The following is a 26,088-nucleotide window of genomic DNA, read 5'->3' as shown; positions in this document are numbered from 1 at the left end:
GGGGTGGGGGGGGCGGGGGGGGCGCGCTCCCCCCCCCCCCCCCCCCCCCCCCCCCCCCCGGGGGGGGGGGGGGGGGTGGGGGGGGGGGGGGGGGGGGGGCCGCCCCGGCGATGGGCTGCAAAGCAGCCCCAGTCACTCAAAGTGCAGTATCACGGGTCTCTTTCAGGCACAGCACGGCAATCAGGCTGATCACCGCCGCCACCGAAACATAACCCCCCACCCAGCCCAGCCCGCCCATGCTCACCAGCTTCTGGGCGAAGAATGGTGCCGCCGAAGCGCCGACGATGCCGCCCAGGTTATACGCCGCCGAAGCGCCGGTATAACGCACATGGGTTGGGAACAGTTCAGGCAGCAAGGCACCCATCGGCGCGAAGGTCACGCCCATCAGGAACAGTTCGATGGCCAGGAACAGCGCCACGCCTGCGGTCGAACCCGAAGTCAGCAGCGGCTCCATGGTAAAGCCCGAGGCCACCGCCAGCAGGCCGCCGACGATCAGCACCGGCTTGCGCCCGTAACGGTCGCTGAGCCAGGCCGACAATGGCGTGGCCAGGGCCATGAACACCACTGCGAAGCACAGCAGGCCAAGGAACGTCTCGCGGCTGTAGCCCAGCGTGCTCACGCCGTAGCTCAGCGAGAACACCGTGGCGATATAGAACAGCGCATAGCACACCACCATGGCCGCAGCACCCAGCAGGGTAGGCCGCCAGTGTTTGGCAAACAGGTCGACCACCGGCATTTTCACCCGCTCGTGGCGGGCAACGGCCTTGGCGAACACCGGGCTTTCTTCAAGCTTCAGGCGCACATACAGACCAACCATTACCAGCGCAGCGCTCAGCAGGAAGGGAATGCGCCAGCCCCATTCGCGGAACTGCTCGTCGCTGAGCACCAGCGCCAGGGTCAGGAACAGGCCGTTGGCGGCGAGGAAACCGATCGACGGGCCCAGCTGTGGGAACATGCCGAACCAGGCGCGCTTGCCTGGCGGTGCGTTCTCGGTGGCCAGCAAGGCCGCGCCACCCCATTCGCCGCCCAGCCCCAGGCCTTGGCCGAAGCGCAGCAGGCAAAGGATGATCGGTGCCCACACGCCGATGCTGTCATAGCCCGGCAGCACGCCGATGGCCGTGGTGGAGACGCCCATCAGCAGCAGCGAGGCGACCAGGGTCGACTTGCGGCCGATACGGTCGCCAAAGTGGCCGAACAGTGCCGAGCCCAGCGGGCGGGCGAGGAAGGCGATGCCGAAGGTGAGGAAGGCCGCCAGCATCTGCGCGGTGCCTGACCCGGACGGAAAGAACACCGGGCCGATCACCAGGGCGGCGGCCGTGGCGTAGACGTAGAAATCGTAGAACTCGATGGCGGTGCCGATGAAACTGGCGGTGGCGACCCGCGCGGGCGAGTTGACCGGTGCGGCAGGCGCTTCGGCATAGGTGCTGCTGGTGGTCATTGAGTAGGTCCCTGACAGTCTGGTCCAGCTCCATGGACGTGCACGGCACAGGGCCGGCACGCTGGCGCGGACGCCGGAGCGTTTTGTTGTTGTGTGCGCCCGACTGACGATAGCCCAAAGGGGATAGGGGCGGGCGCGGGCACTGTTCGGGGTGTTGAAGCAGGACCGCAGGGCGTGTCAGTGGCGCGGACTGGCCGTGGGGCGCCGGGTGCGGGTAGCAGGCGGGACGGCGGGGCTGGGTAAGCGTGACCCGAGTATAGCTATCGGGTCACGGTCCAGACCAGTACCTTGCTGGCACAATTGTCCTCTGTTTCGAGGATTTCCAGGCGATAGCGGCCGATCTTCAGGCAAACGGCGCTTTCCGGAATGCTCTCCAGGGCTTCGGTGACCAGCCCGTTGAGGGTTTTCGGCCCGCCGTCGCAGGGCAGGTGCCAGCCCAGGGTGCGGTTGATCTCGCGCAGCGAAGCGGTGCCGTCGATGACGAAGGTGCCATCGGCCTGCGGATGCACGTGGGGGTTGTCCAGGCTTTGTTCGTCCTCGAATTCGCCAACGATTTCCTCGAGGATGTCTTCCAGGGTGACGATGCCCAGCACTTCGCCGTATTCGTCCACCACCACGCCCAGACGGCGCTGCTGCTTGTGGAAGTTCAGCAGTTGCATTTGCAGCGGCGTGCTTTCCGGTACGAAGTATGGCTCGTAGCAGGCGCCGAGCAGCGCTTGCAAGGTGAGTTCGGCCTTGGGCAGCAGGTGGCTGATCAGCTTGGTGTTGAGGATCGCTTCAACCTGGTTGATGTCGTTGTGGTAGACCGGCAGGCGGGTGTGGCGGCTGACGATCAGCTGCTCGATGATGCGTTCGATCGGCTCGTCGAGGTTGATGCCGTCCACTTCGTTGCGCGGCACCAGGATGTCGTTGACGGTGATCTTGTCCAGCGACTGCAGGCCATCGAGCAGCCCATGGCGAGGCGCTTCGTGCTCCTCGTCCTCGTCGAAATCGTCGGCTTGCGGCGGGTGCAGGGCCACGGCGGTGGGTTGTACGCGGAACGGGCGCAGCATCAGCCTGGCAATGCCGTCAAGCAGGCAAGCCAGGGGCTGCAGCAGGGCGAGGGGTACCTTCAGCAGGCTTTCGCCCAGGCTGGCGAAGGCTTGCGGGCTGCGCCGGGCCAGGCGCCGCGGCAGGTATTCGGCAAACACCAGCAAGGCCAGAGTAGCGGCCAAACCGGCCAGCCAGAAACCGTGCTCGCCGCTATGGCGCTGGCCGATCAGGCAGGCCAGGCCCAGCACCAGCAGCTTGCCGAGGCTGGCGCACAGCACCAGGGCCTGGGCCGGCAGCACGGGCTGGCCGTCGTCGCCGTTGCGCAGCGCACCATTGAGTTGCAGGCGGGCGGCATCCACCGCAGTGAACAACGCCGACCACAACAGCGCCAGTGCCAGGGTGCCGAATAGCGGGGCGTACGGCAGGGTATCCATGGGCGGCCGTCAGATATGCAGGATGAATTCGCGAACCAGCTTGCTGCCGAAATAGGCCAGCATCAGCAGGCAGAAACCGGCCAGCGTCCAGCGGATCGCCTTGTGGCCACGCCAGCCCAGGCGGGTGCGGCCCCACAGCAGCACGCTGAACACCACCCAGGCGACACAGGCCAGCAGGGTCTTGTGCACCAGGTGCTGGGCGAACAGGTTTTCGAGGAACAGCCAGCCGGACATCAGCGACAGCGACAGCAGGCACCAGCCGGCCCAGAGGAAGCCGAACAGCAGGCTTTCCATGGTTTGCAGCGGCGGGAAGTTGCGGATCAGCCCGGACGGGTGCTTGTTCTTCAGCTGGCGGTCCTGCAGCAGCAACAGCAGTGCCTGGAACACCGCGATGGTGAACAGCCCGTAGGCCAGGATCGACAGCAGGATGTGCGCGAGGATGCCCGGTGCTTCGTTGACCAGCGGCACGGTGCCGGGGGGCGCGAACTGCGCCAGCAGCGCGGTGATCGCGCCCAGCGGGAACAGCAGCACCAGCAGGTTTTCCACCGGTATGCGCAAGCAGGCCAGCAGGGTCAGGGCGATGACCGCCACGGCGATCAGGCTGGCGGCACTGAAGAAGTCCAGGCTCAGGCCAAGCGGGGTGATCAGCTGGAAGAACAGCGCGCCGGCCTGGGCGAGCACCGCAAAGGCACCCAGCAGGCCAAGCAGGCGCTTGTCGGCCTTGCGGTTGCTGGCCAGGTACGAGCCCTGATAGAGGGACGCAGCTATATATAGGCCGGCGGCGATCAGGTTGGGGATGAGGCTGGGTGAGGAGAACATAAGTCCTGGTTGGCGAGCCTTGAAAGAGACGGAGTTTGGCATAGATTCCGCTGGTCTAGGAAGACTGGCGGACCGCGTTGGGCCATTCGCGGGTAAACCCGCTCCCACAGGTACGGCGCCGGCTTCGAATGTGGTGGAGTCCCTGTGGGAGCGGGTTCACCCGCGAAGAGGCCGGCACAGCCACCGATTATCTACCACACCGCCACCAAGGTGTGCGCCGCCGCCGCACTTCGCTATAATCGCCGCCTTGCTGTGCCTGGCGGGTATGCATTCCCCCCGGGCGCCTGACAAACCTCGGCTTTTACTGGGCCTGAAAGGATCACCATGTTCGAAAACCTGACCGACCGCCTGTCACAGACGCTGCGCCATGTCACCGGCAAGGCCAAGCTGACCGAAGACAACATCAAGGACACGCTGCGCGAAGTGCGCATGGCCCTGCTCGAGGCCGACGTTGCCCTGCCGGTGGTCAAGGATTTCGTCAATAGCGTCAAGGACCGTGCGGTCGGCACCGAAGTGTCGCGCAGCCTCACCCCGGGCCAGGCGTTCGTGAAGATCGTCCAGGCCGAGCTGGAAAGCCTGATGGGCGCGGCCAACGAAGACCTCGCGCTGAACGCCGCACCTCCGGCCGTGGTGCTGATGGCTGGCCTGCAGGGTGCGGGCAAGACCACCACCGCCGGCAAGCTGGCGCGCTTCCTGAAAGAGCGCAAGAAAAAGAGCGTGATGGTGGTCTCCGCCGACGTCTACCGCCCGGCGGCGATCAAGCAGCTGGAAACCTTGGCCAACGACATCGGCGTGAGCTTCTTCCCGTCCGACATCAGCCAGAAGCCGGTGGCCATCGCCGAAGCGGCCATCCGCGAAGCCAAGCTGAAGTTCATCGACGTGGTCATCGTCGACACCGCCGGCCGCCTGCACATCGACGCCGACATGATGGACGAGATCAAGGCGCTGCACGCCGCGGTCAAGCCGATCGAGACGCTGTTCGTGGTCGACGCCATGACCGGTCAGGACGCTGCCAACACCGCCAAGGCGTTCGGCGAGGCGCTGCCGCTGACCGGCGTGGTGCTGACCAAGGTCGACGGTGACGCCCGTGGCGGTGCCGCGCTGTCGGTACGCGCCATCACCGGCAAGCCGATCAAGTTCATCGGCATGGGCGAGAAGACCGAAGCCCTCGAGCCGTTCCACCCGGACCGTGTCGCCTCGCGCATCCTCGGCATGGGTGACGTGCTCAGCCTGATCGAACAGGCCGAGCAGACCATCGACAAGGCCAAGGCCGACAAGCTGGCCAAGAAGCTGAAGAAGGGCAAGGGCTTCGACCTCGAAGACTTCCGCGATCAGCTGCAGCAAATGAAGAACATGGGCGGCCTGGGTGGCCTCATGGACAAGCTGCCGAGCATCGGCGGTGTCAACCTGTCGCAGATGGGCAACGCCCAGGGCGCGGCCGAGAAGCAGTTCAAGCAGATGGAAGCGATCATCAACTCCATGACCCCGGCCGAGCGCCGCGACCCTGACCTGATCAGCGGTTCGCGCAAGCGCCGTATCGCCTTGGGTTCCGGTACCCAGGTGCAGGACATTGGCCGGCTGATCAAGCAGCACAAGCAGATGCAGAAGATGATGAAGAAGTTCTCCGCCAAGGGCGGCATGGCCAAGATGATGCGCGGCCTGGGCGGGATGCTGCCAGGCGGCGGCATGCCGAAGCTGTAATCCCTATTCCGGGTGCCCGCTTATCGATGAGCGGGCGCCCGAAACCCCCGCTTTGGCGGGGCAATGGCCGCAAATTCCGCGGCTTAACCGGCAAATCTGGACGGCAGGGCAGGGCCTTGCCGAAAAAGGCATTTGCAAATGTCCGTGTATTCCCCGAGAATATGCGGCCTTTTGGGCACCCGTGTGCCTATTTGGCATTCAGATTTGCAGCACCGACTATAGGAACAATGTTCACATGGTAACCATTCGTCTTGCCCGTGGCGGCTCGAAAAAGCGCCCATTCTACCACCTGACCGTGACCAACTCGCGTAACGCCCGTGACGGCCGTTTCGTTGAGCGCGTAGGCTTCTTCAACCCGATCGCATCGGGCGCCGAAGTCAAGCTGTCGGTCAACCAAGAGCGCGTTTCCTACTGGCTGAGCCAGGGCGCACAGCCGTCTGAGCGCGTTGCTCAGCTGCTGAAGGACGCTGCCAAGGCTGCTGCCTGAGCAGTATGAACGCGACGCCAGAAAAGGCTGACGACCTCATCGTCGTTGGCAAGATTTTTTCGGTTCACGGCGTTCGCGGCGAGGTGAAGGTGTATTCCTTTACCGATCCGATTGAAAACCTGTTGGATTATCCGCGCTGGACGCTTCGGCACGAAGGCAAGGTAAAGCAGGTCGAGCTGGTCAGCGGTCGTGGCTCCCAGAAGGGCCTGGTCGTGAAGCTGAAAGGCCTCGATGATCGTGATGAAGCCCGTCTTCTGAGCGGTTACGAAATCTGCATTGCGCGGAGCCTTTTGCCCAACCTGGCTGCCGACGAGTACTACTGGTACCAGTTGGTGGGTCTGAAGGTCATCAACCAGGACGAACAACTGTTCGGCAAGGTCGATCACCTGTTGGAGACCGGTGCGAACGATGTATTGGTGGTCAAACCCTGCGCAGGCAGCCTGGATGATCGCGAGCGTCTGTTGCCCTATACGGCGCAATGCGTGCTCGACATCGACCTGGAAGCAGGCGTGATGCGGGTTGAATGGGACGCGGACTTCTAGACGATGGGTAACCTTCGCGTAGACGTCATCACGTTGTTCCCCGAGATGTTCTCGGCCATCACGGAGTACGGCATTACCAGCCGCGCGGTGAAACAGGGGTTGCTTCAGGTGACTTGCTGGAACCCGCGGGACTACACCACAGATCGTCACCACACGGTGGATGATCGGCCGTTTGGCGGTGGTCCGGGCATGGTGATGAAGATCAAGCCTCTGGAAGACGCCCTGGTTAGCGCCAGGCAGGCGACCGGAGCAGCGGCGAAGGTGATCTACCTTTCGCCACAAGGCCGCAAGCTGACTCAGCAGGCGGTCAAAGGCCTGGCCGAACAGGAATCGTTGATCCTGATCGCCGGTCGTTATGAAGGCATCGACGAGCGCTTTATCGAGGCTCATGTCGATGAGGAGTGGTCGATTGGCGACTATGTGCTTTCCGGTGGCGAGCTGCCGGCCATGGTACTGATCGATGCGGTTACACGGCTGCTGCCCGGAGCTTTAGGGCATGTGGACTCGGCGGAAGAAGATTCCTTCACCGACGGTCTGCTCGATTGCCCGCACTACACCCGACCTGAGGTGTATGCGGATCAGCGTGTTCCCGACGTGTTGCTAAGTGGCAACCATGCACACATCCGGCGTTGGAGAATGAAGCAGTCCCTTGGTAGGACCTTCGAACGACGCGCCGATCTTCTGGAAAGTCGCTCGCTTTCTGGAGAAGAGAAGAAGCTGCTCGAGGAATATCTTCGCGAGCGGGACGATAGTTAAACGTATCGATGGTGGATCGCGTATCCATCTTAGGAGCACAGCATGACCAACAAGATCATCCAGCAGCTCGAAGCCGAGCAGATGAGCAAGGAAATCCCGACCTTCGCACCAGGCGACACCGTTGTCGTCCAGGTTAAAGTGAAGGAAGGTGAGCGTTCCCGTCTGCAGGCGTTCGAAGGCGTCGTTATCGCCAAGCGTAACCGCGGTCTGAACAGCGCCTTCACCGTGCGCAAGATCTCCAGCGGCGTTGGCGTAGAGCGTACCTTCCAGACCTACAGCCCGCAGATCGACAGCCTGGCCGTGAAACGTCGTGGTGACGTGCGTAAAGCCAAGCTGTACTACCTGCGCGACCTGTCCGGCAAAGCCGCTCGCATCAAGGAAAAACTGTCCTGAGGACAGTTTGCCCGGTGGCCGAGGCCGCCTAGCGAGAAAAAAGCAGCCTTCGGGCTGCTTTTTGCGTTTTGTGCTCGGAAAATGTCATTGCCATGACTAGCCGAGACCAGGAAATCCACCGCCACGCCGAGTTGTCGGTAACTCGCGTGACGCCTGAGTTCTCCTGTTTCGGCCCTTTCGCGGGTGCAGACAACCGCCAAGCTGCTGTGAAACACTAGCCCCACCTCCAACACCCAGCAGCCCCGAATGCCCGCCCTAGACCACCCCCTGATCGACCAGTTCCTCGATGCCCTGTGGCTTGAAAAAGGCCTGTCCGACAACACCCGCATGTCCTATCGCAGCGACCTGGCCCTGTTCAACGGCTGGCTCCAGGAGCACGGTGTCAGTTTGCCCGACGCTGGCCGTGAACTGATCCTCGACCACCTGGCCTGGCGCCTCGACCAAGGCTACAAACCGCGCTCCACCGCGCGGTTCCTGTCTGGCCTGCGCGGGTTCTTCCGCTACCTGCTGCGGGAAAAGCGGGTGGCCATCGACCCGACCTTGCAAATCGACATGCCGCAACTGGGCAAGCCTCTGCCCAAGTCACTGTCCGAAGCCGATGTCGAAGCCTTGCTGCAGGCTCCGGACCTGGGCGAAGCCATCGGCCAGCGTGACCGCGCCATGCTCGAAGTGCTCTACGCTTGCGGCCTGCGGGTTACCGAGCTGGTCAGCCTGACCCTCGACCAGGTCAACCTGCGGCAGGGCGTGCTGCGGGTGATGGGCAAGGGCAGCAAGGAGCGCCTGGTGCCGATGGGCGAAGAGGCGGTGGTGTGGTTGCAGCGCTACCTGCGCGATGGCCGCGGCGAACTGCTCAATGGCCGCCCCAGCGATGTGCTGTTCCCCAGCCAGCGCGGCGAGCAGATGACCCGCCAGACCTTCTGGCATCGCATCAAGCACCAGGCACGGGTGGCCGGCATCGACAAGCCGCTGTCGCCGCACACCCTGCGCCATGCCTTCGCGACCCACCTGCTCAACCACGGCGCCGACCTGCGCGTGGTGCAGATGCTGCTCGGCCACAGCGACCTGTCGACCACACAGATCTACACCCACGTGGCCAAGGCCCGCCTGCAGCAACTGCACGCCCAGCATCATCCGCGTGGATGAATGTTTTTCATGTTCCGCCGACCGGTCCATGCAAGGCCCTTCACCGGCGGTGTGATGTGGTAGGCTTGAGCGGTTTGCACCAAGGGCCGCACGGTCACCGCGTTTTTTCCGCAGGTGGCGCCCTCCGGCCCCTGTCCGCCTTCAGGAGTTCCCATGCGCGTGACCCAGTTTTTCGCCGCCGCCGCGTTGGCGCTGGCCAGTACCTTTGCCGTAGCCGCAGCCACCGACAGCAATGCCGCTGCCGAGCAGGCCATCCGTAAATCGTTGCAGAACCTCGAGCTGGAAGTGCCCGTCGAAAGCGTGGCCAGCAGCCCGGTCGGTGGCCTGTATGAAGTCAAGCTGCAGGGCGGCCGTGTGCTGTACGCCAGCGGCGACGGCCAGTTCGTCATGCAGGGCTACCTGTTCCAGATCCAGGACGGCAAGCCGGTCAACCTCACCGAGAAAACCGAGCGTCTGGGTATCGCCAAGCTCATCAACGGCATTCCAGCTGCCGAGATGGTGGTTTATCCTGCCAAAGGCGAGACCAAGTCGCACATCACCGTGTTCACCGACACCACCTGCCCGTACTGCCACAAGCTGCATGCCGAAGTGCCTGAGCTCAACCGCCGCGGTATCGAAGTGCGCTATGTCGCCTTCCCGCGCCAGGGGCTCGGTTCGCCTGGCGACCAGCAGTTGCAGGCGGTGTGGTGCTCCAGCGACCGCCGTGCGGCGATGGACAAGATGGTCGAGGGTGAAGAAATCAAGGCCGCCAAGTGCGCCAACCCGGTCGGCAAGCAGTTCCAGCTGGGCCAGTCGATCGGCGTCAACGGTACACCGGCGATCGTCCTTGAAAGTGGCCAGGTCATTCCGGGCTACCAGCCGGCACCGCAGGTCGCCAAGCTGGCACTTGCCAAGTAATCCAGTCAAGTACGCCGTCGTCATGGGGTGACGGCATGTTTCACGGTCGGCAAAGGTGTCGGCCGTTCAATGGGGAGTTCACAGTGAAACCGGTCAAAGTAGGCATCTGTGGGTTGGGGACCGTCGGTGGCGGAACCTTCAATGTACTTCAGCGCAACGCCGAGGAGATTGCCCGCCGTGCCGGGCGCGGTATTGAAGTGGCACAGATCGCCATGCGCTCGCAGAACCCGAACTGCCAGATTACCGGTACCCCCATTACCGCTGACGTGTTCGAAGTTGCCAGCAACCCGGAGATCGACATCGTCGTCGAACTGATCGGCGGCTACACCGTGGCCCGCGACCTGGTGCTCAAGGCCATCGAAAATGGCAAGCACGTGGTCACCGCCAACAAGGCGCTGATTGCCGTGCACGGCAATGAAATCTTCGCCAAGGCCCGCGAGAAGGGCGTGATCGTCGCTTTCGAAGCGGCCGTGGCCGGTGGCATTCCGGTGATCAAGGCAATCCGCGAAGGCCTGTCGGCCAACCGCATCAACTGGCTGGCCGGGATCATCAACGGTACCGGCAACTTCATCCTCACCGAAATGCGCGAGAAGGGCCGTGCCTTCCCGGACGTGCTGGCCGAAGCCCAGGCGCTGGGTTATGCCGAAGCCGACCCGACCTTCGACGTCGAAGGCATCGATGCCGCGCACAAGCTGACCATCCTCGCCTCGATCGCTTTCGGCATCCCGCTGCAGTTCGACAAGGCCTACACCGAAGGCATCACCCAGCTGACCACGGCTGATGTGAACTACGCCGAGGCCCTGGGCTACCGCATCAAGCACCTCGGCGTGGCCCGCCGCACCGCCGAAGGCATCGAGCTGCGCGTGCACCCGACGCTGATCCCGGCCGACCGCCTGATCGCCAACGTCAACGGCGTGATGAACGCGGTCATGGTCAATGGCGACGCTGCCGGCTCTACTCTGTACTACGGCGCCGGTGCCGGCATGGAGCCTACCGCTTCGTCGGTGGTCGGCGACCTGGTCGATGTGGTCCGTGCCATGACCTCCGACCCGGAAAACCGCGTGCCGCACCTGGCCTTCCAGCCGGACTCGCTGTCGGCTCACCCGATCCTGCCGATCGAAGCGTGCGAAAGTGCCTACTACCTGCGCATCCAGGCCAAGGATCATCCGGGCGTATTGGCCCAGGTGGCCAGCATCCTTTCCGAGCGTGGCATCAACATCGAGTCGATCATGCAGAAAGAGGCCGAGGAACAGGATGGCCTGGTGCCGATGATCCTGCTGACCCACCGCGTGGTCGAACAAGGCATCAACGACGCCATCGTCGCCCTCGAAGCGCTGCAGGATGTGGTCGGTAACGTCGTGCGCATCCGCGTCGAGCAGCTCAACTAACAAATCAGTGCCATCGGGCTGCCAGCGCGGCCCGGGCCTCAGCATCGAAGGTTTGCACCCATGCGCTATATCAGTACTCGCGGCCAGGCACCGGCCCTGAATTTCGAAGATGTGCTGCTGGCTGGCCTGGCCAGCGACGGCGGCCTGTACGTGCCGGAAAACCTGCCCCGTTTCAGCCAGGAAGAGATTGCCTCGTGGGCTGGCCTGCCGTACCACGAACTGGCCTTCCGGGTGATGCGCCCGTTCGTCGAAGGCAGCATCGCCGATGCCGACTTCAAGAAGATCCTCGAAGAAACCTACGGCGAGTTCGCCCACGCCGCGGTCGCCCCGCTGCGTCAGCTGAACAGCAACGAGTGGGTGCTGGAGCTGTTCCACGGCCCGACCCTGGCGTTCAAGGATTTCGCCCTGCAACTGCTCGGCCGCCTGCTCGACCACGTGTTGGCCAAGCGCAACGAGCGCGTGGTGATCATCGGCGCCACCAGCGGTGACACCGGTTCTGCCGCCATCGAAGGTTGCCGCCGTTGCGACAACGTCGACATCTTCATCCTCCACCCGCACCAGCGTGTGTCGGAAGTGCAGCGTCGGCAGATGACCACCCTCTTCGGTGACAACATCCACAACATCGCCATCGAAGGCAACTTCGACGACTGCCAGGAAATGGTCAAGGCCAGCTTCGCCGACCAGTCGTTCCTCAAGGGCACCCGCCTGGTCGCGGTCAACTCGATCAACTGGGCGCGGATCATGGCCCAGATCGTCTACTACTTCCACGCGGCCTTGCAGCTGGGTGGCCCGGCGCGCTCGGTGGCGTTCTCGGTGCCAACCGGCAACTTCGGCGATATCTTCGCCGGTTACCTGGCGCGCAACATGGGCCTGCCGGTCAGCCAGCTGATCGTCGCGACCAACCGCAACGACATCCTGCACCGCTTCATGAGCGGCAACCAGTACGTCAAGGAAACCCTGCACGCGACCCTGTCGCCGTCGATGGACATCATGGTCTCGTCCAACTTCGAGCGCCTGCTGTTCGACCTGCACGGTCGCAACGGCGGGGCGATTGCCGAGCTGATGGCCAACTTCAAGCAAGGTGGCGGCTTCAGCGTCGAGCAAGACCGCTGGAGCGAAGCGCGCAAGTTGTTCGACTCGCTGGCGGTGAGCGACGAGCAGACCTGCGAAACCATCGCCGAAGTCTTCGCCGCCACCGGTGAGGTGCTCGACCCGCACACCGCGATCGGTGTGAAGGCCGCGCGTGAATGCCGCCGCAGCCTGGATACTCCGATGGTGGTGCTGGGTACCGCGCACCCGGTCAAGTTCCCGGAAGCGGTGGAGAAGGCCGGTGTGGGCAAGGCACTGGAGCTGCCGGCGCACCTCAGCGACCTGTTCAGCCGTGAAGAGCGTTGCACGGTGCTGGCCAATGACCTGAAGGCTGTGCAGGGCTTTGTCAGCCAGCACGGCAACCGCGGCAAACCGCTGTAAACATTGGCACCGCTCGGCCGCATGAGCCCAGGGTCATGTGCAATTCCTGTGGGAGCTGGCTTGCCGGCGATGGGCTGCAAGGCAGCCCTGCTTCTCCGACTCTTCCCGGTGCTGCATCAGAAAAGTCCTATTCAGATAGCCCCGCGCCACATCTAAATTAGCCGGTCCTCCCACCAGGAGCGGCTCATGCACCAGCCCTACGTGTTGATTCACCAGGCTCGCCCATCCCACCAGATCCTTCTGCACCAGGCCCTCAATGCCCAAGGCATGTTCCACGTGCGCATCAGTGAAACCAGTGCTGACCTCGACGCCTGCCTCGGTGCCGGGCGTCGCCCGGACCTGCTGATCCTCGACCACGCCATGCCCACCCAGGCCGGCCTTGCCTTGCTCGAACAGCCCCACCAGGCCCGCGCGCTGCTGTTTGTCGGCCGGCCCACCACCAAGCGCCATGACCTCGCCCAGGAAGCCAGAAAGCGTGGCCTGTGGGTGCTCGCCGAGCTGCCCTGGCCGCTGTCGATGCCACGCCTGCAGCAGGCCCTTTGCACCCTTCAGGTGCGCCCTTGGCGGCATATTCAAACTGTCATGTCCGCGCCCCATGCTCATTGAAGCAGCCGCGCTGTAGCGAACTTTCCGCTGCGTCTGTTGGTCAGTTCCTCTATACCCCACCACGCAGCGAGTGATCCGGATGGAAAGAATCTGCAGACTGCTCAACGAAGCTCTGAGCCCCTACCAGACCCACCTCGGCGTTGCCGATGGCAATGGTAATCGCCAATTGACCGTTCACGACCGCCTTGCCGGCATCACCCTGCGGCGCACGGTCAGCGAGCGCCAATTGCAGGAACAACGCCTGTTGATCGACCTGGTAGATGGCCTGCACCGCGACCTGCAGATTGCTGAAGGGCGTTTGCAACCCTGTGTGATCGCGGCACTGCAGCAGCGCCAGCAACCCCAGGGAACCTTTGCCTGAGTGGTTTATCAGATACGGTAGGGGCAGCCAGCCAGTGCTTTGCTCCGGCGCTGGCAAGGCTGTCACGGGAAGCCCGGCAAGGGCTTTCGCTTGGCCCCGGGCGTATTCCCCAGCGTCCGGGGTTTCTTTTACGTGTGTGTCGACCTGGCAGCTATCGGGCCTCGAAGAACCGCTTGCTCTGTTCCAGGTAGTCTTCCTGTAGCGCCGGGCTCAGCCAGCGCGCATACAACCCCGGCAATACGTCACGGCGCAGGGTCGGCAGCAACTGATCGATGTGCGCAATTGCCGCACGCCCCAGCTCGCTGTTCGAGCAGCCCACGTGCAGAAACTGATAACGGCTCACCCCCTGCACGGGATAAAACTGGTAGTCGGCCAGTGACCCGCCTTGCTGCTGGACCAGGTAGCGCACTTCCGGCCAGTAGCCGAGCACCAGCTGCAGACGCCCCAGCTGTTGCATCTGCAGCAGGTTGGCGGTGGCGTCGTTGCCATAGTGGCGGCTGAGCGCGGTGTCGGGCAGTTGCTGCAGGATGGCATCGATCTGCGTGCCGTAGCTGCGCCCGGCGACAATCCCCAGCTGCAGTGTGGTCTTGCTCAGCAGCCCATGCAGGTCTACCTCCTGATCGTGGAGGTAGGGCGCCACCAGCGCCTCGCTATCCTTGCGCAACACCAGGCCACCACTGAGCACGCCAACGGACGGTAGGGAAAAGCGTACGTACTCAGCGCGCTCCGGCGTCCACAACAGGGTTGGGTCGCAGGTGAACGTCTTTGGGTCTTGCAGCATCTGGATACCGCGCGCGCGGTTGACCCGCACGATGCTGTGGTCGTACTCGGGCATCTGCCCGATCAGCAGGGGCAGCAGCTGGTCAATTACCCCCCGGCCTCTCTCCGGTCCTTCGAAAATGGTGAACGGCGGCAGGTCGCGCACCAGCCAGAAGAGGCGTTCCTTGGCGCTGGCTGGCTGCAGCAATGCAGGCAGCAGCCCGCACAGCAGGGCCAGATAAGCTAGGCAACGGGCAGCACGCATGGGCCAGGGCAGCGCCAGGTCAGACCGTGCCTGCGGCGCGCAGGCTGGCGATGGCCGCCGTGTCGTAGCCCAGGTTGCCGAGCAGCGTTTCGGTGTGTTCGCCCAGCGCCGGGCCGACCCATTCGGCGGAGCCGGGGGTTTCCGAGAGCTTGGGCACGATGCCGGGCATGCGGAACGGCTTGCCGTCCGGCAGCCTGGCCTGCAGGAACATCTCGCGTGCCAGGTACTGCGGGTCGTTGAACATGTCCTCAGCCGAATAGATGCGGCTGGCGGGCACTTCGGCGCTGTTCAGCACCTGTAGCAGCTGTTCCAGCGGCAGGCTGTTGGCCCAACGGTCGATCACCCCGTACAGCTCGTCACGGCGCAGGTCGCGGCCGTCGTTGCTGGCCAGGGTCGGGTCTTCGGCCAGGTCGGCGCGGCCGATCGCCTGCATGAAGCGCTTGAAGATCGCATCGCCGTTGGCGCCAATCTGCACGTGCTTGCCGTCGGCGCTGGTGTGGATGGAGGAGGGCGTGATGCCCGGCATGATGTTGCCGCTGCGTTCGCGGATGAAACCGAACACATCGAACTCCGGGACCATGCTTTCCATCATGGCGAAAATCGCCTCGTACAGGGCCACATCCACCACCTGACCCTGGCCGCCGTTGACTTCCCGGTGGCGCAGGGCCATCAGCGCACCGATCACGCCCCACAGGGCGGCAATCGAATCACCGATGGAAATGCCCGTGCGCACTGGCGGGCGGTCATCGAAGCCGGTGATGTAGCGCAGGCCGCCCATCGATTCGCCCACCGCACCGAAGCCCGGCTGGTCCTTCATCGGCCCGGTCTGGCCGAAGCCCGACAGGCGCACCATCACCAGGCGCGGGTTGAGCGCATGCAGCACATCCCAGCCCAGGCCGAGTTTTTCCAGCACACCGGGGCGGAAGTTCTCGATCAGGATGTCGGCCTCGGCCAGCAACTTCTTCAGAATCTCGCGGCCTTCAGGGTGCTTGAGGTTGAGGGTGAGCGACTGCTTGTTGCGGGCCTGCACGAACCACCACAGCGAGGTGCCCTCATACAGCTTGCGCCATTTGCGCAGCGGATCGCCGCCATCGGGCGATTCGACCTTGATCACCTCGGCGCCGAACTCGGCACAGATGCGTGAGGCGAACGGGCCCGCGATCAGCGTGCCAAGTTCGACAACTTTAAGGCCGGCGAGGGGTTTGCTGGGCGTAGACATGGGGCATCCGTGGCAACTGGGCAGATGGAGGTTTTATCATAGGTCCGAAGCGGCAGATACTGCTGAGGCACAACGAAGGGCAGGATCGGTTAGACTATGCGACTTTTCTTGCGCAAGAAGCCCGTCGACCATGGCCCAGCCGTCCACCACCTACAAATTCGAACTGAACCTGACCGACCTCGACCGCGGCGTGTACGAAAACGTCCGTCAGACCATCGCCCGCCACCCTTCGGAAACCGAAGAACGTATGGCCGTGCGCCTGCTGGCCTACGCCCTCTGGTACAACGAGAACCTGTCGTTCGGCCGCGGCCTTTCCGATGTGGACGAGGCGGCACTGTGGGAAAAGAGCCTGGACGATCGCATCCTGCACTGGATCGAAGTGGGCCAGCCGGACGCCGACCGCCTGACTTGGTGTTCGCGCCGCACCGAGCGCACCAGCCTGTTGGCCTACGGCAGCCTGCGGGTCTGGCAGAACAAGGTGGTGGACGCGGTCAAGGGCCTGAAGAACCTGAGCATCGCCGCTGTACCGCAGGAGGTGCTGGAAACCCTGGCCACCGACATGCCGCGCACCATCAAGTGGGACGTGATGATCAGCGAAGGTACCCTGTTCGTCACCGACGACCGTGGCCAGCACGAAGTGCAGCTGGAGTGGCTGCTGGGTGAGCGTGGCTGAACCCCCTCATGCGCATCGAACCTCGCCCGCTACCGCCGACCCTGCCATTTCTGGGTAACCTGCCACCCTTGCTGACCCGCCTGTATGCCGCGCGCGGCGTGCAGAGCGAGGCCGAACTGGACAAGAGCCTGGCGCGGCTGCTGCCGTACCAGCAGCTCAAGGGCATCGAGGCCGGCGTCGACCTGCTGGTCGAGGCGCTCGACCAGCGCCAGCGCATCCTCATCGTCGGCGACTTCGACGCCGACGGCGCCACCGCCAGTAGCGTCGGCGTGCTGGGCCTGCGTCTGCTGGGCGCGGCCCATGTCGATTACCTGGTGCCCAATCGCTTCGAATACGGCTACGGCCTGACCCCGGAAATCGTCGAGGTGGCGCTGCAACGCCAGCCGCAGTTGCTGATCACCGTGGACAACGGCATCTCCAGTGTCGAAGGGGTGGCGGCAGCCAAGGCCGCCGGGCTCAAGGTACTGGTCACCGACCACCACCTGCCGGGCGCGCAGTTACCCGACGCCGATGCCATCATCAACCCCAACCAGCCAGGCTGCAGCTTCCCGAGCAAGGCGCTGGCCGGGGTGGGGGTAATCTTCTACGTGCTGATGGCCCTGCGCGCGCGGCTGCGCAGCCTGGGGCGCTACGAAACGCAGCCACAGCCGAACATCGGCGAACTGCTCGACCTGGTCGCCCTGGGCAGCGTCGCCGACGTGGTACCGCTGGATGCCAACAACCGCATCCTGGTGCACCAGGGCCTGGAACGCATCCGTGCCGGCCGCGCGCGACCGGGGCTGAAGGCCATTCTCGAAGTGGCCCGCCGCGATCACCGGCGCATCACCTCGACTGACCTCGGCTTCATCCTCGGCCCGCGGCTGAACGCCGCCGGGCGCCTGGACGACATGAGCCTGGGCATCGAATGCCTGCTGTGCGAAGACGCGGCCCTGGCCCAGGACATGGCCCAGCAGCTGGATGACCTGAACCAGGACCGCAAGTCCATCGAGCAGGGCATGCAGCGCGAAGCCCTGGCGCAGCTCAAGGACCTGCCGGTCGAGTCGATGCCGTACGGCTTGTGCCTGTTCGATGCCGACTGGCACCAAGGGGTGATCGGTATTCTGGCGTCGCGCCTGAAGGAGCGTTACCACCGGCCGACCATCGCCTTCGCCGACGCGGGCGAGGGCATGCTCAAAGGCTCGGCGCGCTCGGTGCCGGGCTTCCACATCCGCGATGCGCTGGATGCCGTGGCGGCGCGTCATCCGCAACTGATCAGCAAGTTCGGCGGCCACGCCATGGCCGCCGGGTTGTCGTTGCCCGAGGCCAACTTCCCGGCGTTTGCCCAGGCGTTTGACGAAGAAGTACGGCGCCAGTTGCGTGAAGACGACTTGACCGGCCGCTTGTTGTCCGATGGCAGCCTGGCGGTGGAGGAGTTCCACCTCGACCTGGCCAAGGCCCTGCGCCACGCCGGGCCTTGGGGCCAGCACTTCCCCGAGCCGCTGTTCCATGGCGTGTTCCAGCTGGTGGAGCAGCGCGTGGTCGGCGAGCGGCACCTGAAGGTTGTGCTCAAGAGCGAGTGTGGCTCGGTGCGGCTGGACGGCATTGCCTTTGGCATCGATCGCGAAGTGTGGCCGAACCCCACGGTGCGTTGGGTCGAGTTGGCGTACAAGCTGGATGTGAACGAGTTTCGCGGTAATGAAAGCGTGCAGTTGATGATTGCCCATATGGAGCCGCGTTGACTGCAATTCCGGGGCTGCTTTGCAGCCCATCGCCGGCAAGCCAGCTCCCACAAGTACCTTATCACCTTCCGGTTTGGTAATACCTCTGTGGGAGCGGGTTCACCGGCGAAGCCGGTGCCATGCACCGCGTCGCCTGCTTCGCGGGCACGCCCGCTCCCACAGGGCCTGCGGCGGGCTCAAGGCTTGCGCTGTACCTGTGGGAGCTGGCTTGCCGGCGAGCACCGGCGAAGCCGGTGCCATCCAACACCTCGCAGGGAACCTTCCCCCCAACCATTCTGGTCTAGTCTGAAGAATGACCGGACCCGGGCCAGGGACGTGCAATTGAGTGTCCGGCCGGATCACCATTGGAGTCCTTGGGAGGTGCCCTCATGAGCCTGCTGCTCGAGCCTTACACCCTGCGTCAGCTGACCCTGCCCAACCGCATCGCGGTATCGCCGATGTGCCAGTATTCCGCCGTCGATGGCCTGGCCAACGACTGGCATCTCGTTCACCTGGGCAGCCGCGCCGTCGGTGGGGCGGGCCTGGTGATCACTGAGGCCGTGGCGGTCACCGCCGATGGCCGCATCACCGCCGAAGACCTTGGCCTGTGGGACGACGCGCAGATCGCCCCGCTGCAACGCATCACCCGTTTCATCACCGCCCAGGGGGGCGTGCCTGGCATCCAGCTGGCCCACGCCGGGCGCAAGGCCAGCACCTATCGCCCCTGGCTGGGCAAACAAGGCAGTGTCAAACCGGAAGAGGGCGGTTGGCAGCCGGTGGGGCCGTCGAAGATCGCCTTCGATCCACAACACACACCGCCACGCGAGCTGACCCAGGATGAAATCCACGACGTCATCGCCGCCTTCGTCGCTGCCACCGAGCGCGCCCTGAAGGCCGGTTTCAAAGTGGTCGAGATTCACGCCGCCCACGGCTACCTGCTGCACCAGTTTCTGTCACCGCTGAGCAACCAGCGCCGTGACGAATACGGCAGCTGCTTCGAGAACCGTATTCGCCTGACCCTGCAAGTGGTCGAGGCCGTGCGCGAGGTCTGGCCGGCCGAGCTGCCGCTGTTGGTGCGGGTATCGGCGACCGACTGGGTGGAGGATGGCTGGAACCCGGATGAAACCGTCGAGCTGGCGCGCCGCCTGCGTGGCTTGGGCGTCGACCTGATCGACGTGTCCTCCGGCGGCACCTCGGTCAATGCCGAAATCCCCACCGGCCCGGGCTACCAGACGCGCTTCGCCGAGCGTGTGCGCAAGGAGTCGGAAATTGCCACCGGCACCGTGGGCATGATCACCGAACCGGCCCAGGCCGAGCACATCCTGCGCACTGGCCAGGCCGACATCATCTTCCTTGCCCGTGAACTGCTGCGCGACCCGTACTGGCCGCTGCATGCCGACGATGACCTGGGCGGCAACAAGGCCACCTGGCCAGCGCAATACCAGCGCGCGACCAGCCGGGCCAACCCGATTCACGAGTCGGACCTGCGCGACTAGTTTCTATCTGTACTGGCCTCTTCGCGGGCTTGCCCGCTCCCACAGGTACATCACGAACCTCAAGGGCGGTGACGTACCTGTGGGAGCGGGCAAGCCCGCGAAGAGGCCGGCAGATACAACTCAGGCTAGTGCTTGATCATCACATGCCGCACACAGGTGTAGTCCTCCAGCCCATACATCGACATGTCCTTGCCATACCCTGAATGCTTCTGCCCGCCATGGGGCATTTCGCTGACCAGCATGAAGTGGGTATTCACCCAGGTGCAGCCATACTGCAAACGTGCTGCCAGGCGATGGGCGCGGCCGGTGTCGCGGGTCCATACCGAGGAAGCCAGGCCGTAGTCGGAGTCGTTGGCCCATGCCAGCGCCTGCGCTTCGTCGTTGAAGCGGGTCACCGACACCACCGGGCCGAACACTTCGTTGCGCACGATCTCGTCATCCTGCAGGGTATCGGCCAGCACGGTCGGCTCGAAGAAGAAACCGTCACCCGCGATGGCCTTGCCGCCGGTGACCAGACGAATGTGCGGCTGGGCGATGGCGCGCTCCACCAGTCCCGCTACCTTGTCGCGGTGCTGGGCGCTGATCAGCGGCCCCAGCTCGGTGTCCCCGGCCTCCTGCAGGCCCGGCTTGAGGCTGGCCACAGCCTCACCCAGGCGTTCGACAAAGCGCTCGTAGATACCGTCCTGCACATACAGGCGACAGGCTGCGGTGCAGTCCTGGCCGGCGTTGTAGAAACCGAAGGTGCGGATGCCGTCGATGGCGGCATCGATATCGGCATCGTCGAACACCAGCACCGGGGCCTTGCCGCCCAGTTCCATGTGCATGCGTTTCACGCTGTCGGCGGTGGCGCTGATGATGTGCGCGCCGGTAGGGATCGAGCCGGTCAGCGAGACCATGCGCACCTTGGGGTGGGTGACCAGCGGGTTGCCGACCGTCTGGCCACGGCCGAACAGAATGTTCAGCACCCCCGCTGGCAGCAGGTCGCGGGCCAGTTCACCCAGGCGCAGGGCAGTCAGCGGGGTCAGCTCGGAAGGCTTGATCACCACGGTATTACCGGCAGCCAGGGCCGGGGCGATTTTCCACGCCAGCATCATCAGCGGGTAGTTCCACGGCGCGATCGAGGCCACCACGCCCAGCGGGTCGCGGCGGATCATCGAGGTGTGGCCGGGCAGGTACTCGCCCGCCGCCGAGCCGCCCAGGCAGCGGGCGGCACCGGCAAAGTAGCGGAACACATCGGCAATTGCCGGGATCTCGTCATTCAGCGCGGCACTCAGCGGTTTGCCGCAGTTCTGCGATTCCAGCCGGGCCAGTTCGTCGCCATGGGCTTCGATGGCATCGGCCAGCGCCAGCAAGGCTTGCGCGCGCTCCTTGGGGCTGGTTTGCGACCAGCTGTCGAAGGCCTGGTCGGCGGCGCGCACCGCGCTGTCCACCTGGGCCTCGCTGGCTTCGTTGATTTGCGCCAGGGCGGTGCCCAGTGCCGGGTTGAGCACGGTCCAGGCCGGGCCTTGGCCAGCGACCAGCTGGCCATTGATCAGCATCTGCGTTTGCATCGGGGACTCCTCCAGGGTCATTTGCCGCTGCCCGCGACGCTTTCGCCGCCACGGGTCAGGTAATAGGCGCCAAGAATCGGCAGCATGGTCACCAACATCACCAGCATGGCGACCACGTTGGTCACCGGCACATCGCGCGGGCGGCTGAGCTGGTTGAGCAGCCAGATAGGCAGGGTGCGTTCATGGCCGGCGGTGAAGGTGGTGACGATGATTTCGTCGAACGACAGGGCGAAGGCCAGCATACCGCCGGCCAGCAGCGCCGAGCCGAGGTTGGGCAGGATGATGTAGCGGAAGGTCTGCCAGCCGTCGGCGCCGAGGTCCATCGAAGCTTCGATCAGGCTCTGCGAAGTACGTCGCAGGCGGGCGATCACGTTGTTGTAGACGATCACCACGCAGAACGTGGCGTGGCCGACCACGATGGTGAAAATGCCGGGTTCGATGCCCAGCGCCTTGAACGCCGACAGTAGCGCGATACCGGTGATGATGCCGGGCAGGGCGATGGGCAGGATCAGCATCAGCGAAATGCTCTCCTTGCCGAAAAAACTGCGCCGGTACAGCGCCGCCGAGGCCAGCGTGCCGAGCACCAGGGCGATCAGCGTGGCCAGGCAGGCCACCTGCAGCGACAGCTTGATCGCCTCCAGCACATCGGGGCGGGCGAAGGCCACGGCGAACCACTTCAAGGTAAGGCCCTTGGGCGGGAAGCTGAATGCCGCGTCTTCGGTGTTGAAGGCGTACAGGAAGATGATCAGGATCGGGAAGTGCAGGAACAGCAACCCGCCCCAGGCGGCCAGGCGCAGCCCGATCGAGGCTTTTTCAGAGTGCATCGAAGGCCCCCAGGCGCTTGACGATGGACAGATAGACCGCGATCAACACGATCGGCACCAGGGTGAAGGCCGCCGCCATCGGCATGTTGCCGATCGCCCCTTGCTGGGCATAGACCATGCTGCCGATGAAGTAACCGGGCGGGCCGACCAGCTGCGGCACGATGAAGTCGCCCAGGGTCAGCGAGAAGGTGAAGATGGACCCGGCGGCAATGCCCGGGATCGACAGCGGCAGGATGACCTGCATGAAGGTCTGCCCGGGGCGCGCGCCGAGGTCTGCCGAGGCTTGCAGCAGCGAAGGCGGCAAGCGCTCCAGCGCGGCCTGGATCGGCAGGATCATGAACGGCAGCCAGATGTAGACGAACACCATGAAACGCCCCAGGTGCGAAGTCGACAACGTGCTGCCGCCCACGCCCGGCACGGCCAGCAGGGCTTGCAGCACGGCGTCCAGGTGCAGCTGCTGGACGAACCACTGGGCCACGCCGCCCTTGGCCAGCAGCAGGGTCCAGGCGTAGGTCTTGACGATGTAGCTGGCCCACATGGGCATCATTACCGCGATGTAGAAAAACGCCTTGGCCCTGCCGCTGGTATAGCGCGCCATGTAATAGGCGATGGGGAAGGCCAGCACCGCGCTGGCCAGCGACACCGCTACCGCCATACCCAGGGTGCGCAAGATGATGTCGAAGTTCGACGGGTTGAACAGTGCGGCGAAATTGCCCAGGGTCAGCTCCGGGGTTACCGCCATGGTGAAGTCGTCGAAGGTGTAGAAGCCCTGCCACAGCAGGTTCAGCAGCGAACCCAGGTAGATCGCGCCGAACCAGGTCAGTGGCGGGATCAACAGCAACGCCAGGTACAGGTTGGGGCGCCGGTACAGCAGGTTGGACAGGCTGCGCAGTGTGCTCATGTCAGCGGGTGTCCTGGAGCACGGTCATGGCTTCACGGGGCCAGTGCGCCTGTACCCGTTGCCCGGGTTGCCAGGCCTGTGGCTGCGTCTGCCAGCGGTCGTTGGCCTGGCTCACCGCCAGCAACTGGCCGCTGTCCAGCTGCACTTCATAGCGGGTGGCGCTGCCCTGGTACTGGATATCGCGCAGCAGGCCGCTGACCTGCACGGCCTGGCCGGCAGTGGTCGGCTCGCCCAGGCGAATATGCTCGGGGCGGATGGAGAAGGGCGCAGGGTTGCCGTTGAGTGCCATGGCCAGTTCGCCGCGCAGCACATTGGAGGTGCCGACGAATTCAGCCACGAAAGTGGTGGCCGGTTGCATGTACAGGTTGCGCGGGGTGTCGACCTGCTCGATGCGGCCGCGGTTGAACACCGCCATCCGGTCGGACATCGACAGCGCCTCGGTCTGGTCGTGGGTGACGAAGATGAAGGTGATGCCCAGCTGGCGCTGCAGCTTTTTCAGCTCGCCCTGCATCTGTTCGCGCAGCTTCAGGTCCAGCGCGCCCAGCGGTTCGTCCAGCAGCAGCACCCGCGGCCGGTTGACCAGCGCGCGGGCCAGGGCGACGCGCTGGCGTTGGCCACCGGACAGCTGCGCCGGCTTGCGTGCGCCGTAATCCGCCAGCGCCACCATCGCCAGGGCTTCTTCGGCGCGGCTTCGGCGTTCGGCCTTGGCCACGCCTTTTACCTTCAGCCCGTAAGCGATGTTGTCCAGCACGTTCATGTGCGGGAACAGCGCGTAGTCCTGGAACACGGTGTTGACGTCACGCTGATAGGGCGGCACGCCGGCCGCTTCGATACCGTGGATGCGGATCGAGCCGCTGCTGGGTTGCTCGAAGCCGGCGATCAGGCGCAGGCAGGTGGTCTTGCCCGAGCCTGACGGGCCGAGCATGGAAAAGAACTCGCCATCGATGATGTCGATGCTCACCTGATCGACGGCCTTGACCTCGCCGAAGGTGCGGGAAACCTGGGTGAACTGGACGGCTAGGGGCATAGGCGGTACTCGGTTGTTATTGTTTGCCTGTACCGGCCCTATCGCCGGCAAGCCAGCTCCCACAGGTACTGTGCAGGTCGCAAGGCTTATGCGGTCCCTGTGGGAGCTGGCTTGCCGGCGATAGGGCCGGTACAGGTGAAGAAACCCTCAGCGCCCACCCATGATCGCAATGTAGTCCTGGGTCCAGCGGCTGTACGGCACGAACTTGCCGCCCTGGGCCTGCGGGGTTTTCCAGAAGGCGATCTTGTCGAAGTTGTCGAAACCGTTGGTCTTGCAACCCTCGGCGCCCAGCAAATCATTGCCGGTACAGGCAGCAGGCACCGCCGGTAACGAGCCGAACCAGGCCGCCACATCCCCCTGCACCTTTGGCTGCAGCGACCAGTCCATCCATTTATAGGCACAATTAGGGTGCTTGGCCTCGCTGTGCAGCATGGTGGTGTCGGCCCAGCCGGTCGCGCCTTCCTTGGGGATGGTCGAGGCTACTGGCTGCTTCTCGGCCTTCAGGCCATTGACCATGTAGCCCCAGGAGCTGGAAGCGACCACGCCTTCGTTCTTCACATCGCTCATCTGCACCGTGGCGTCATGCCAGTAGCGGTGGATCAACGGTTGCTGTTGGCGAAGCAGTTCCAGTACCGCCTTGTATTGTGCCTCGTTGAGTTCGTACGGGTCCTGAATGCCCAGCTCCGGCCTGGCCGTCTTCAGGTACAGCGCCGCATCGGCAATGTAGATCGGCCCGTCGTAGGCCTGCACCCGGCCTTTGTTCGGCTTGCCGTCGGGCAGGTTCTGCGGTTCGAACAGCACGCCCCAGCTGGTCGGTGCCTGCTTGAACACGTCGGTGTTGTACAGCAGCACGTTCGGCCCCCACTGGTACGGGGTGCCATACACCTGCTTGTCGACCACATACCAGCCACCGTTCTGCAGGCGCGGGTCAAGGTTCTTCCAGTTGGGGATCAGCGCGGTGTTGATCGGCTGCACCCGCTTGCCGGCGATCAGCCGCAGCGAAGCATCGCCCGAGGCGGTGACCAGGTCGTAGCCGCCCTTGGTCATCAGGCTGACCATCTCGTCGGAGGTGGCGGCGGTCTTGACGTTGACCTTGCAGCCGGTCTCCTTCTCGAAGCCGGTCACCCAGTCGTAGGCCTTGTCGCTTTCACCGCGCTCGATGTAGCCGGGCCAGGCGACGATATCCAGGCGCCCCTCGCCAGGCCCCAGGGCCTTGGGTGGTTCGGCAGCCTGCAGGCTGATGCTGGCCAGCGCGGCGCAGGCGGTGGCGCCGAGCAAAGCGGTAGTGTGCACTGACATGTTGTTCCCTCTTTATTGGCGATCTTGTTCGGGGCAGTCATCAAGCAATCAGTGAAACAATCGTTATAAGCCCGGTGTGCGGGTGCGAGGTATTGGCGATATCGAGTCTAGTTGGCTTTTTGCCAGCCAACGCAACATCCGGAAGCAAATCCTCGGTGGCGTGTGTTTCGCCAGGCCTTACTCTGGCGGTTGAATTCCCTGACGTGGAGACGCGCTGATGAATACCCGTGGCCTGCTTGACCAACTCCTCAAATCTGGCCAGCAACTGCTCGACAGCAAAACCGGCACCAGCAAGGCTGGCGGCACTGCCGGGGGCCTTGGCGGGCTGTTGTCGGGCGCGGGTGGCGGCCTGCTGGGGGGCGGTGCCCTGGGCCTGTTGCTGGGTAACAAAAAGGCCCGCAAGTACGGTGGCAAGGCCCTGACCTACGGTGGCCTGGCCGCACTGGGCGTACTGGCCTACAAGGCCTACGGCAACTGGCAGGCCAGCCAGCAGCTGGCCGCCAGCGAACCACAGACCGTTGACCGGCTGCCGCCGGCTCAGGCCGAGCAGCACAGCCAGGCGGTGCTGCGGGCACTGGTGGCGGCAGCCAAGTCCGATGGCCATATCGACGAACGCGAGCGGGCGCTGATCGAGGGCGAGTTCACCCGCCTGGACAGCGACCCCGAGCTGCAGCACTGGCTGCATGCCGAGCTGAACAAGCCGCTGGACCCGGCCGAAGTGGCTCGTGCCGCGCAAACGCCCGAGATCGCCGCCGAGATGTACCTGGCCAGCGTGATGATGGTCGACCAGGAAAACTTCATGGAGCGCGCCTACCTCGACGAACTGGCCCGCCAGCTGCGCCTGGCCCCGGGTTTGCGTCAAGAGCTGGAAAGCCAGGCCAGGCTGGCTGCCGGCCAGTGATGGCCAGGGG

At 64.4% G+C, this 26,088-nt stretch carries 25 protein-coding genes; 15 read left to right on the top strand and 10 right to left on the bottom strand.

All coding sequences use genetic code 11. The features are described from left to right. Nucleotides 1-136 precede the first annotated feature (136 nt). The 3 genes from C6A77_RS19675 to ccsA all read right to left on the bottom strand — a co-directional run bounded on the left by C6A77_RS19675 (nt 137) and on the right by ccsA (nt 3,723). The gene (locus tag C6A77_RS19675) at nt 137-1,438 is read right to left on the bottom strand and encodes an MFS transporter (protein ID WP_114170973.1); all 1,302 of its coding nucleotides are present in this window, start codon (nt 1,436-1,438) and stop codon (nt 137-139) included. Between the two features lie 260 nt (nt 1,439-1,698). Then, entirely contained in the window at nt 1,699-2,904 is a 1,206-nt protein-coding gene (locus C6A77_RS19670; protein ID WP_114170972.1) for a transporter associated domain-containing protein, read from the bottom strand. A gap of 9 nt (nt 2,905-2,913) precedes the next feature. Continuing rightward, nucleotides 2,914-3,723 carry a cytochrome c biogenesis protein CcsA gene (gene ccsA, locus C6A77_RS19665; RefSeq protein ID WP_114170971.1) on the bottom strand — a complete coding sequence of 270 codons (810 nt, stop codon included), beginning with the start codon at nt 3,721-3,723 and terminating at the stop codon, nt 2,914-2,916. 324 nt (nt 3,724-4,047) lie between these two features. Between ccsA and ffh the strand changes: the two genes are divergently transcribed. From ffh to C6A77_RS19610, 11 genes are all read left to right on the top strand, one after another. Next, nucleotides 4,048-5,424: a signal recognition particle protein gene (gene ffh / locus C6A77_RS19660; protein ID WP_114170970.1), complete on the top strand. Its 1,377-nt coding sequence runs from the start codon at nt 4,048-4,050 to the stop codon at nt 5,422-5,424. 235 nt (nt 5,425-5,659) lie between these two features. Continuing rightward, a complete protein-coding gene (gene rpsP / locus C6A77_RS19655) occupies nt 5,660-5,911 on the top strand; it encodes a 30S ribosomal protein S16 (protein WP_027920106.1) in 252 nt (83 codons plus the stop codon). A 5-nt stretch (nt 5,912-5,916) separates the two neighbouring features. Beyond that, nucleotides 5,917-6,453, top strand: a complete 537-nt coding sequence (gene rimM, locus C6A77_RS19650) for a ribosome maturation factor RimM (RefSeq protein ID WP_114170969.1) — start codon at nt 5,917-5,919, stop codon at nt 6,451-6,453. Nucleotides 6,454-6,456: 3 nt separating this feature from the next. Further along, nucleotides 6,457-7,209, top strand: a complete 753-nt coding sequence (gene trmD, locus C6A77_RS19645) for a tRNA (guanosine(37)-N1)-methyltransferase TrmD (RefSeq protein WP_003252146.1) — start codon at nt 6,457-6,459, stop codon at nt 7,207-7,209. A 42-nt stretch (nt 7,210-7,251) separates the two neighbouring features. Further along, nucleotides 7,252-7,602 (top strand): 50S ribosomal protein L19, encoded by a 351-nt coding sequence (gene rplS, locus C6A77_RS19640; protein WP_003252148.1) that lies wholly within the window; start codon nt 7,252-7,254, stop codon nt 7,600-7,602. Nucleotides 7,603-7,848: 246 nt separating this feature from the next. Next, complete coding sequence (gene xerD / locus C6A77_RS19635; RefSeq protein WP_114170968.1) at nt 7,849-8,745, top strand: site-specific tyrosine recombinase XerD; 897 nt, start codon at nt 7,849-7,851, stop codon at nt 8,743-8,745. 153 nt (nt 8,746-8,898) lie between these two features. Then, entirely contained in the window at nt 8,899-9,642 is a 744-nt protein-coding gene (locus C6A77_RS19630; protein ID WP_114170967.1) for a DsbC family protein, read from the top strand. Between the two features lie 83 nt (nt 9,643-9,725). Then, complete coding sequence (locus C6A77_RS19625) at nt 9,726-11,030, top strand: homoserine dehydrogenase (protein WP_114170966.1); 1,305 nt, start codon at nt 9,726-9,728, stop codon at nt 11,028-11,030. 60 nt (nt 11,031-11,090) lie between these two features. After that, nucleotides 11,091-12,500 (top strand): threonine synthase, encoded by a 1,410-nt coding sequence (gene thrC, locus C6A77_RS19620; RefSeq protein ID WP_114170965.1) that lies wholly within the window; start codon nt 11,091-11,093, stop codon nt 12,498-12,500. A 186-nt stretch (nt 12,501-12,686) separates the two neighbouring features. After that, the gene (locus C6A77_RS19615) at nt 12,687-13,106 is read left to right on the top strand and encodes a response regulator (RefSeq protein ID WP_114170964.1); all 420 of its coding nucleotides are present in this window, start codon (nt 12,687-12,689) and stop codon (nt 13,104-13,106) included. 79 nt (nt 13,107-13,185) lie between these two features. After that, complete coding sequence (locus C6A77_RS19610; RefSeq protein ID WP_114170963.1) at nt 13,186-13,467, top strand: DUF3509 domain-containing protein; 282 nt, start codon at nt 13,186-13,188, stop codon at nt 13,465-13,467. Nucleotides 13,468-13,618: 151 nt separating this feature from the next. On the opposite strand, the gene C6A77_RS19605 is transcribed toward C6A77_RS19610, so the two are convergent. Together C6A77_RS19605 and C6A77_RS19600 are read right to left on the bottom strand one after the other, a co-directional pair. After that, the gene (locus tag C6A77_RS19605; RefSeq protein WP_114170962.1) at nt 13,619-14,491 is read right to left on the bottom strand and encodes a TIGR02285 family protein; all 873 of its coding nucleotides are present in this window, start codon (nt 14,489-14,491) and stop codon (nt 13,619-13,621) included. Between the two features lie 19 nt (nt 14,492-14,510). Continuing rightward, the gene (locus C6A77_RS19600; protein WP_114170961.1) at nt 14,511-15,710 is read right to left on the bottom strand and encodes a CaiB/BaiF CoA-transferase family protein; all 1,200 of its coding nucleotides are present in this window, start codon (nt 15,708-15,710) and stop codon (nt 14,511-14,513) included. Nucleotides 15,711-15,840: 130 nt separating this feature from the next. On the opposite strand from C6A77_RS19600, the gene C6A77_RS19595 reads away from it, so the two are divergent. The 3 genes from C6A77_RS19595 (at nt 15,841) to C6A77_RS19580 (ending at nt 19,576) form a co-directional block, all read left to right on the top strand. Then, nucleotides 15,841-16,383, top strand: coding sequence for a YaeQ family protein (locus C6A77_RS19595; protein ID WP_013971198.1), 543 nt, complete (start codon nt 15,841-15,843; stop codon nt 16,381-16,383). 8 nt (nt 16,384-16,391) lie between these two features. After that, nucleotides 16,392-18,101: a single-stranded-DNA-specific exonuclease RecJ gene (gene recJ / locus C6A77_RS19590; protein ID WP_114170960.1), complete on the top strand. Its 1,710-nt coding sequence runs from the start codon at nt 16,392-16,394 to the stop codon at nt 18,099-18,101. A gap of 368 nt (nt 18,102-18,469) precedes the next feature. Further along, entirely contained in the window at nt 18,470-19,576 is a 1,107-nt protein-coding gene (locus tag C6A77_RS19580) for an NADH:flavin oxidoreductase/NADH oxidase (protein WP_114170958.1), read from the top strand. 125 nt (nt 19,577-19,701) lie between these two features. On the opposite strand, the gene C6A77_RS19570 is transcribed toward C6A77_RS19580, so the two are convergent. The 5 genes from C6A77_RS19570 to ydcS all read right to left on the bottom strand — a co-directional run bounded on the left by C6A77_RS19570 (nt 19,702) and on the right by ydcS (nt 25,177). Beyond that, nucleotides 19,702-21,126, bottom strand: a complete 1,425-nt coding sequence (locus tag C6A77_RS19570) for a gamma-aminobutyraldehyde dehydrogenase (RefSeq protein WP_114170956.1) — start codon at nt 21,124-21,126, stop codon at nt 19,702-19,704. A 17-nt stretch (nt 21,127-21,143) separates the two neighbouring features. After that, nucleotides 21,144-21,950 carry an ABC transporter permease gene (locus tag C6A77_RS19565; RefSeq protein WP_114170955.1) on the bottom strand — a complete coding sequence of 269 codons (807 nt, stop codon included), beginning with the start codon at nt 21,948-21,950 and terminating at the stop codon, nt 21,144-21,146. After that, nucleotides 21,940-22,851, bottom strand: a complete 912-nt coding sequence (locus C6A77_RS19560; RefSeq protein ID WP_114170954.1) for an ABC transporter permease — start codon at nt 22,849-22,851, stop codon at nt 21,940-21,942. The genes C6A77_RS19565 and C6A77_RS19560 overlap by 11 nt, the downstream gene beginning before the upstream one ends. Before the next feature lies 1 nt (nt 22,852). Then, the gene (locus C6A77_RS19555) at nt 22,853-23,878 is read right to left on the bottom strand and encodes an ABC transporter ATP-binding protein (protein WP_114170953.1); all 1,026 of its coding nucleotides are present in this window, start codon (nt 23,876-23,878) and stop codon (nt 22,853-22,855) included. 147 nt (nt 23,879-24,025) lie between these two features. Further along, the gene (gene ydcS / locus C6A77_RS19545) at nt 24,026-25,177 is read right to left on the bottom strand and encodes a putative ABC transporter substrate-binding protein YdcS (RefSeq protein ID WP_114170952.1); all 1,152 of its coding nucleotides are present in this window, start codon (nt 25,175-25,177) and stop codon (nt 24,026-24,028) included. Nucleotides 25,178-25,394: 217 nt separating this feature from the next. Here ydcS and C6A77_RS19540 point away from each other — a divergent pair, with 217 nt between their 5' ends. Next, the gene (locus tag C6A77_RS19540; protein WP_114170951.1) at nt 25,395-26,078 is read left to right on the top strand and encodes a tellurite resistance TerB family protein; all 684 of its coding nucleotides are present in this window, start codon (nt 25,395-25,397) and stop codon (nt 26,076-26,078) included. Nucleotides 26,079-26,088: the final 10 nt, after the last annotated feature.

This window comes from Pseudomonas sp. AFG_SD02_1510_Pfu_092 (assembly GCF_003331055.1).
In the GTDB taxonomy this organism is placed as follows: domain Bacteria; phylum Pseudomonadota; class Gammaproteobacteria; order Pseudomonadales; family Pseudomonadaceae; genus Aquipseudomonas.
Note: the sequence above shows the minus strand (reverse complement) of the source record. Positions and strands in the feature narration are given on the sequence as shown.

Coding starts and splice junctions, on each gene's coding strand:
- C6A77_RS19675 (WP_114170973.1), bottom strand. CDS start 1,438: ATGACCACCAGCAGCACCTATGCCGAAGCGCCTGCCGCACCGGTCAAC.
- C6A77_RS19670 (WP_114170972.1), bottom strand. CDS start 2,904: ATGGATACCCTGCCGTACGCCCCGCTATTCGGCACCCTGGCACTGGCG.
- ccsA (WP_114170971.1), bottom strand. CDS start 3,723: ATGTTCTCCTCACCCAGCCTCATCCCCAACCTGATCGCCGCCGGCCTA.
- ffh (WP_114170970.1), top strand. CDS start 4,048: ATGTTCGAAAACCTGACCGACCGCCTGTCACAGACGCTGCGCCATGTC.
- rpsP (WP_027920106.1), top strand. CDS start 5,660: ATGGTAACCATTCGTCTTGCCCGTGGCGGCTCGAAAAAGCGCCCATTC.
- rimM (WP_114170969.1), top strand. CDS start 5,917: ATGAACGCGACGCCAGAAAAGGCTGACGACCTCATCGTCGTTGGCAAG.
- trmD (WP_003252146.1), top strand. CDS start 6,457: ATGGGTAACCTTCGCGTAGACGTCATCACGTTGTTCCCCGAGATGTTC.
- rplS (WP_003252148.1), top strand. CDS start 7,252: ATGACCAACAAGATCATCCAGCAGCTCGAAGCCGAGCAGATGAGCAAG.
- xerD (WP_114170968.1), top strand. CDS start 7,849: ATGCCCGCCCTAGACCACCCCCTGATCGACCAGTTCCTCGATGCCCTG.
- C6A77_RS19630 (WP_114170967.1), top strand. CDS start 8,899: ATGCGCGTGACCCAGTTTTTCGCCGCCGCCGCGTTGGCGCTGGCCAGT.
- thrC (WP_114170965.1), top strand. CDS start 11,091: ATGCGCTATATCAGTACTCGCGGCCAGGCACCGGCCCTGAATTTCGAA.
- C6A77_RS19615 (WP_114170964.1), top strand. CDS start 12,687: ATGCACCAGCCCTACGTGTTGATTCACCAGGCTCGCCCATCCCACCAG.
- C6A77_RS19610 (WP_114170963.1), top strand. CDS start 13,186: ATGGAAAGAATCTGCAGACTGCTCAACGAAGCTCTGAGCCCCTACCAG.
- C6A77_RS19605 (WP_114170962.1), bottom strand. CDS start 14,491: ATGCGTGCTGCCCGTTGCCTAGCTTATCTGGCCCTGCTGTGCGGGCTG.
- C6A77_RS19600 (WP_114170961.1), bottom strand. CDS start 15,710: ATGTCTACGCCCAGCAAACCCCTCGCCGGCCTTAAAGTTGTCGAACTT.
- C6A77_RS19595 (WP_013971198.1), top strand. CDS start 15,841: ATGGCCCAGCCGTCCACCACCTACAAATTCGAACTGAACCTGACCGAC.
- recJ (WP_114170960.1), top strand. CDS start 16,392: ATGCGCATCGAACCTCGCCCGCTACCGCCGACCCTGCCATTTCTGGGT.
- C6A77_RS19580 (WP_114170958.1), top strand. CDS start 18,470: ATGAGCCTGCTGCTCGAGCCTTACACCCTGCGTCAGCTGACCCTGCCC.
- C6A77_RS19570 (WP_114170956.1), bottom strand. CDS start 21,126: ATGCAAACGCAGATGCTGATCAATGGCCAGCTGGTCGCTGGCCAAGGC.
- C6A77_RS19565 (WP_114170955.1), bottom strand. CDS start 21,950: ATGCACTCTGAAAAAGCCTCGATCGGGCTGCGCCTGGCCGCCTGGGGC.
- C6A77_RS19560 (WP_114170954.1), bottom strand. CDS start 22,851: ATGAGCACACTGCGCAGCCTGTCCAACCTGCTGTACCGGCGCCCCAAC.
- C6A77_RS19555 (WP_114170953.1), bottom strand. CDS start 23,878: ATGCCCCTAGCCGTCCAGTTCACCCAGGTTTCCCGCACCTTCGGCGAG.
- ydcS (WP_114170952.1), bottom strand. CDS start 25,177: ATGTCAGTGCACACTACCGCTTTGCTCGGCGCCACCGCCTGCGCCGCG.
- C6A77_RS19540 (WP_114170951.1), top strand. CDS start 25,395: ATGAATACCCGTGGCCTGCTTGACCAACTCCTCAAATCTGGCCAGCAA.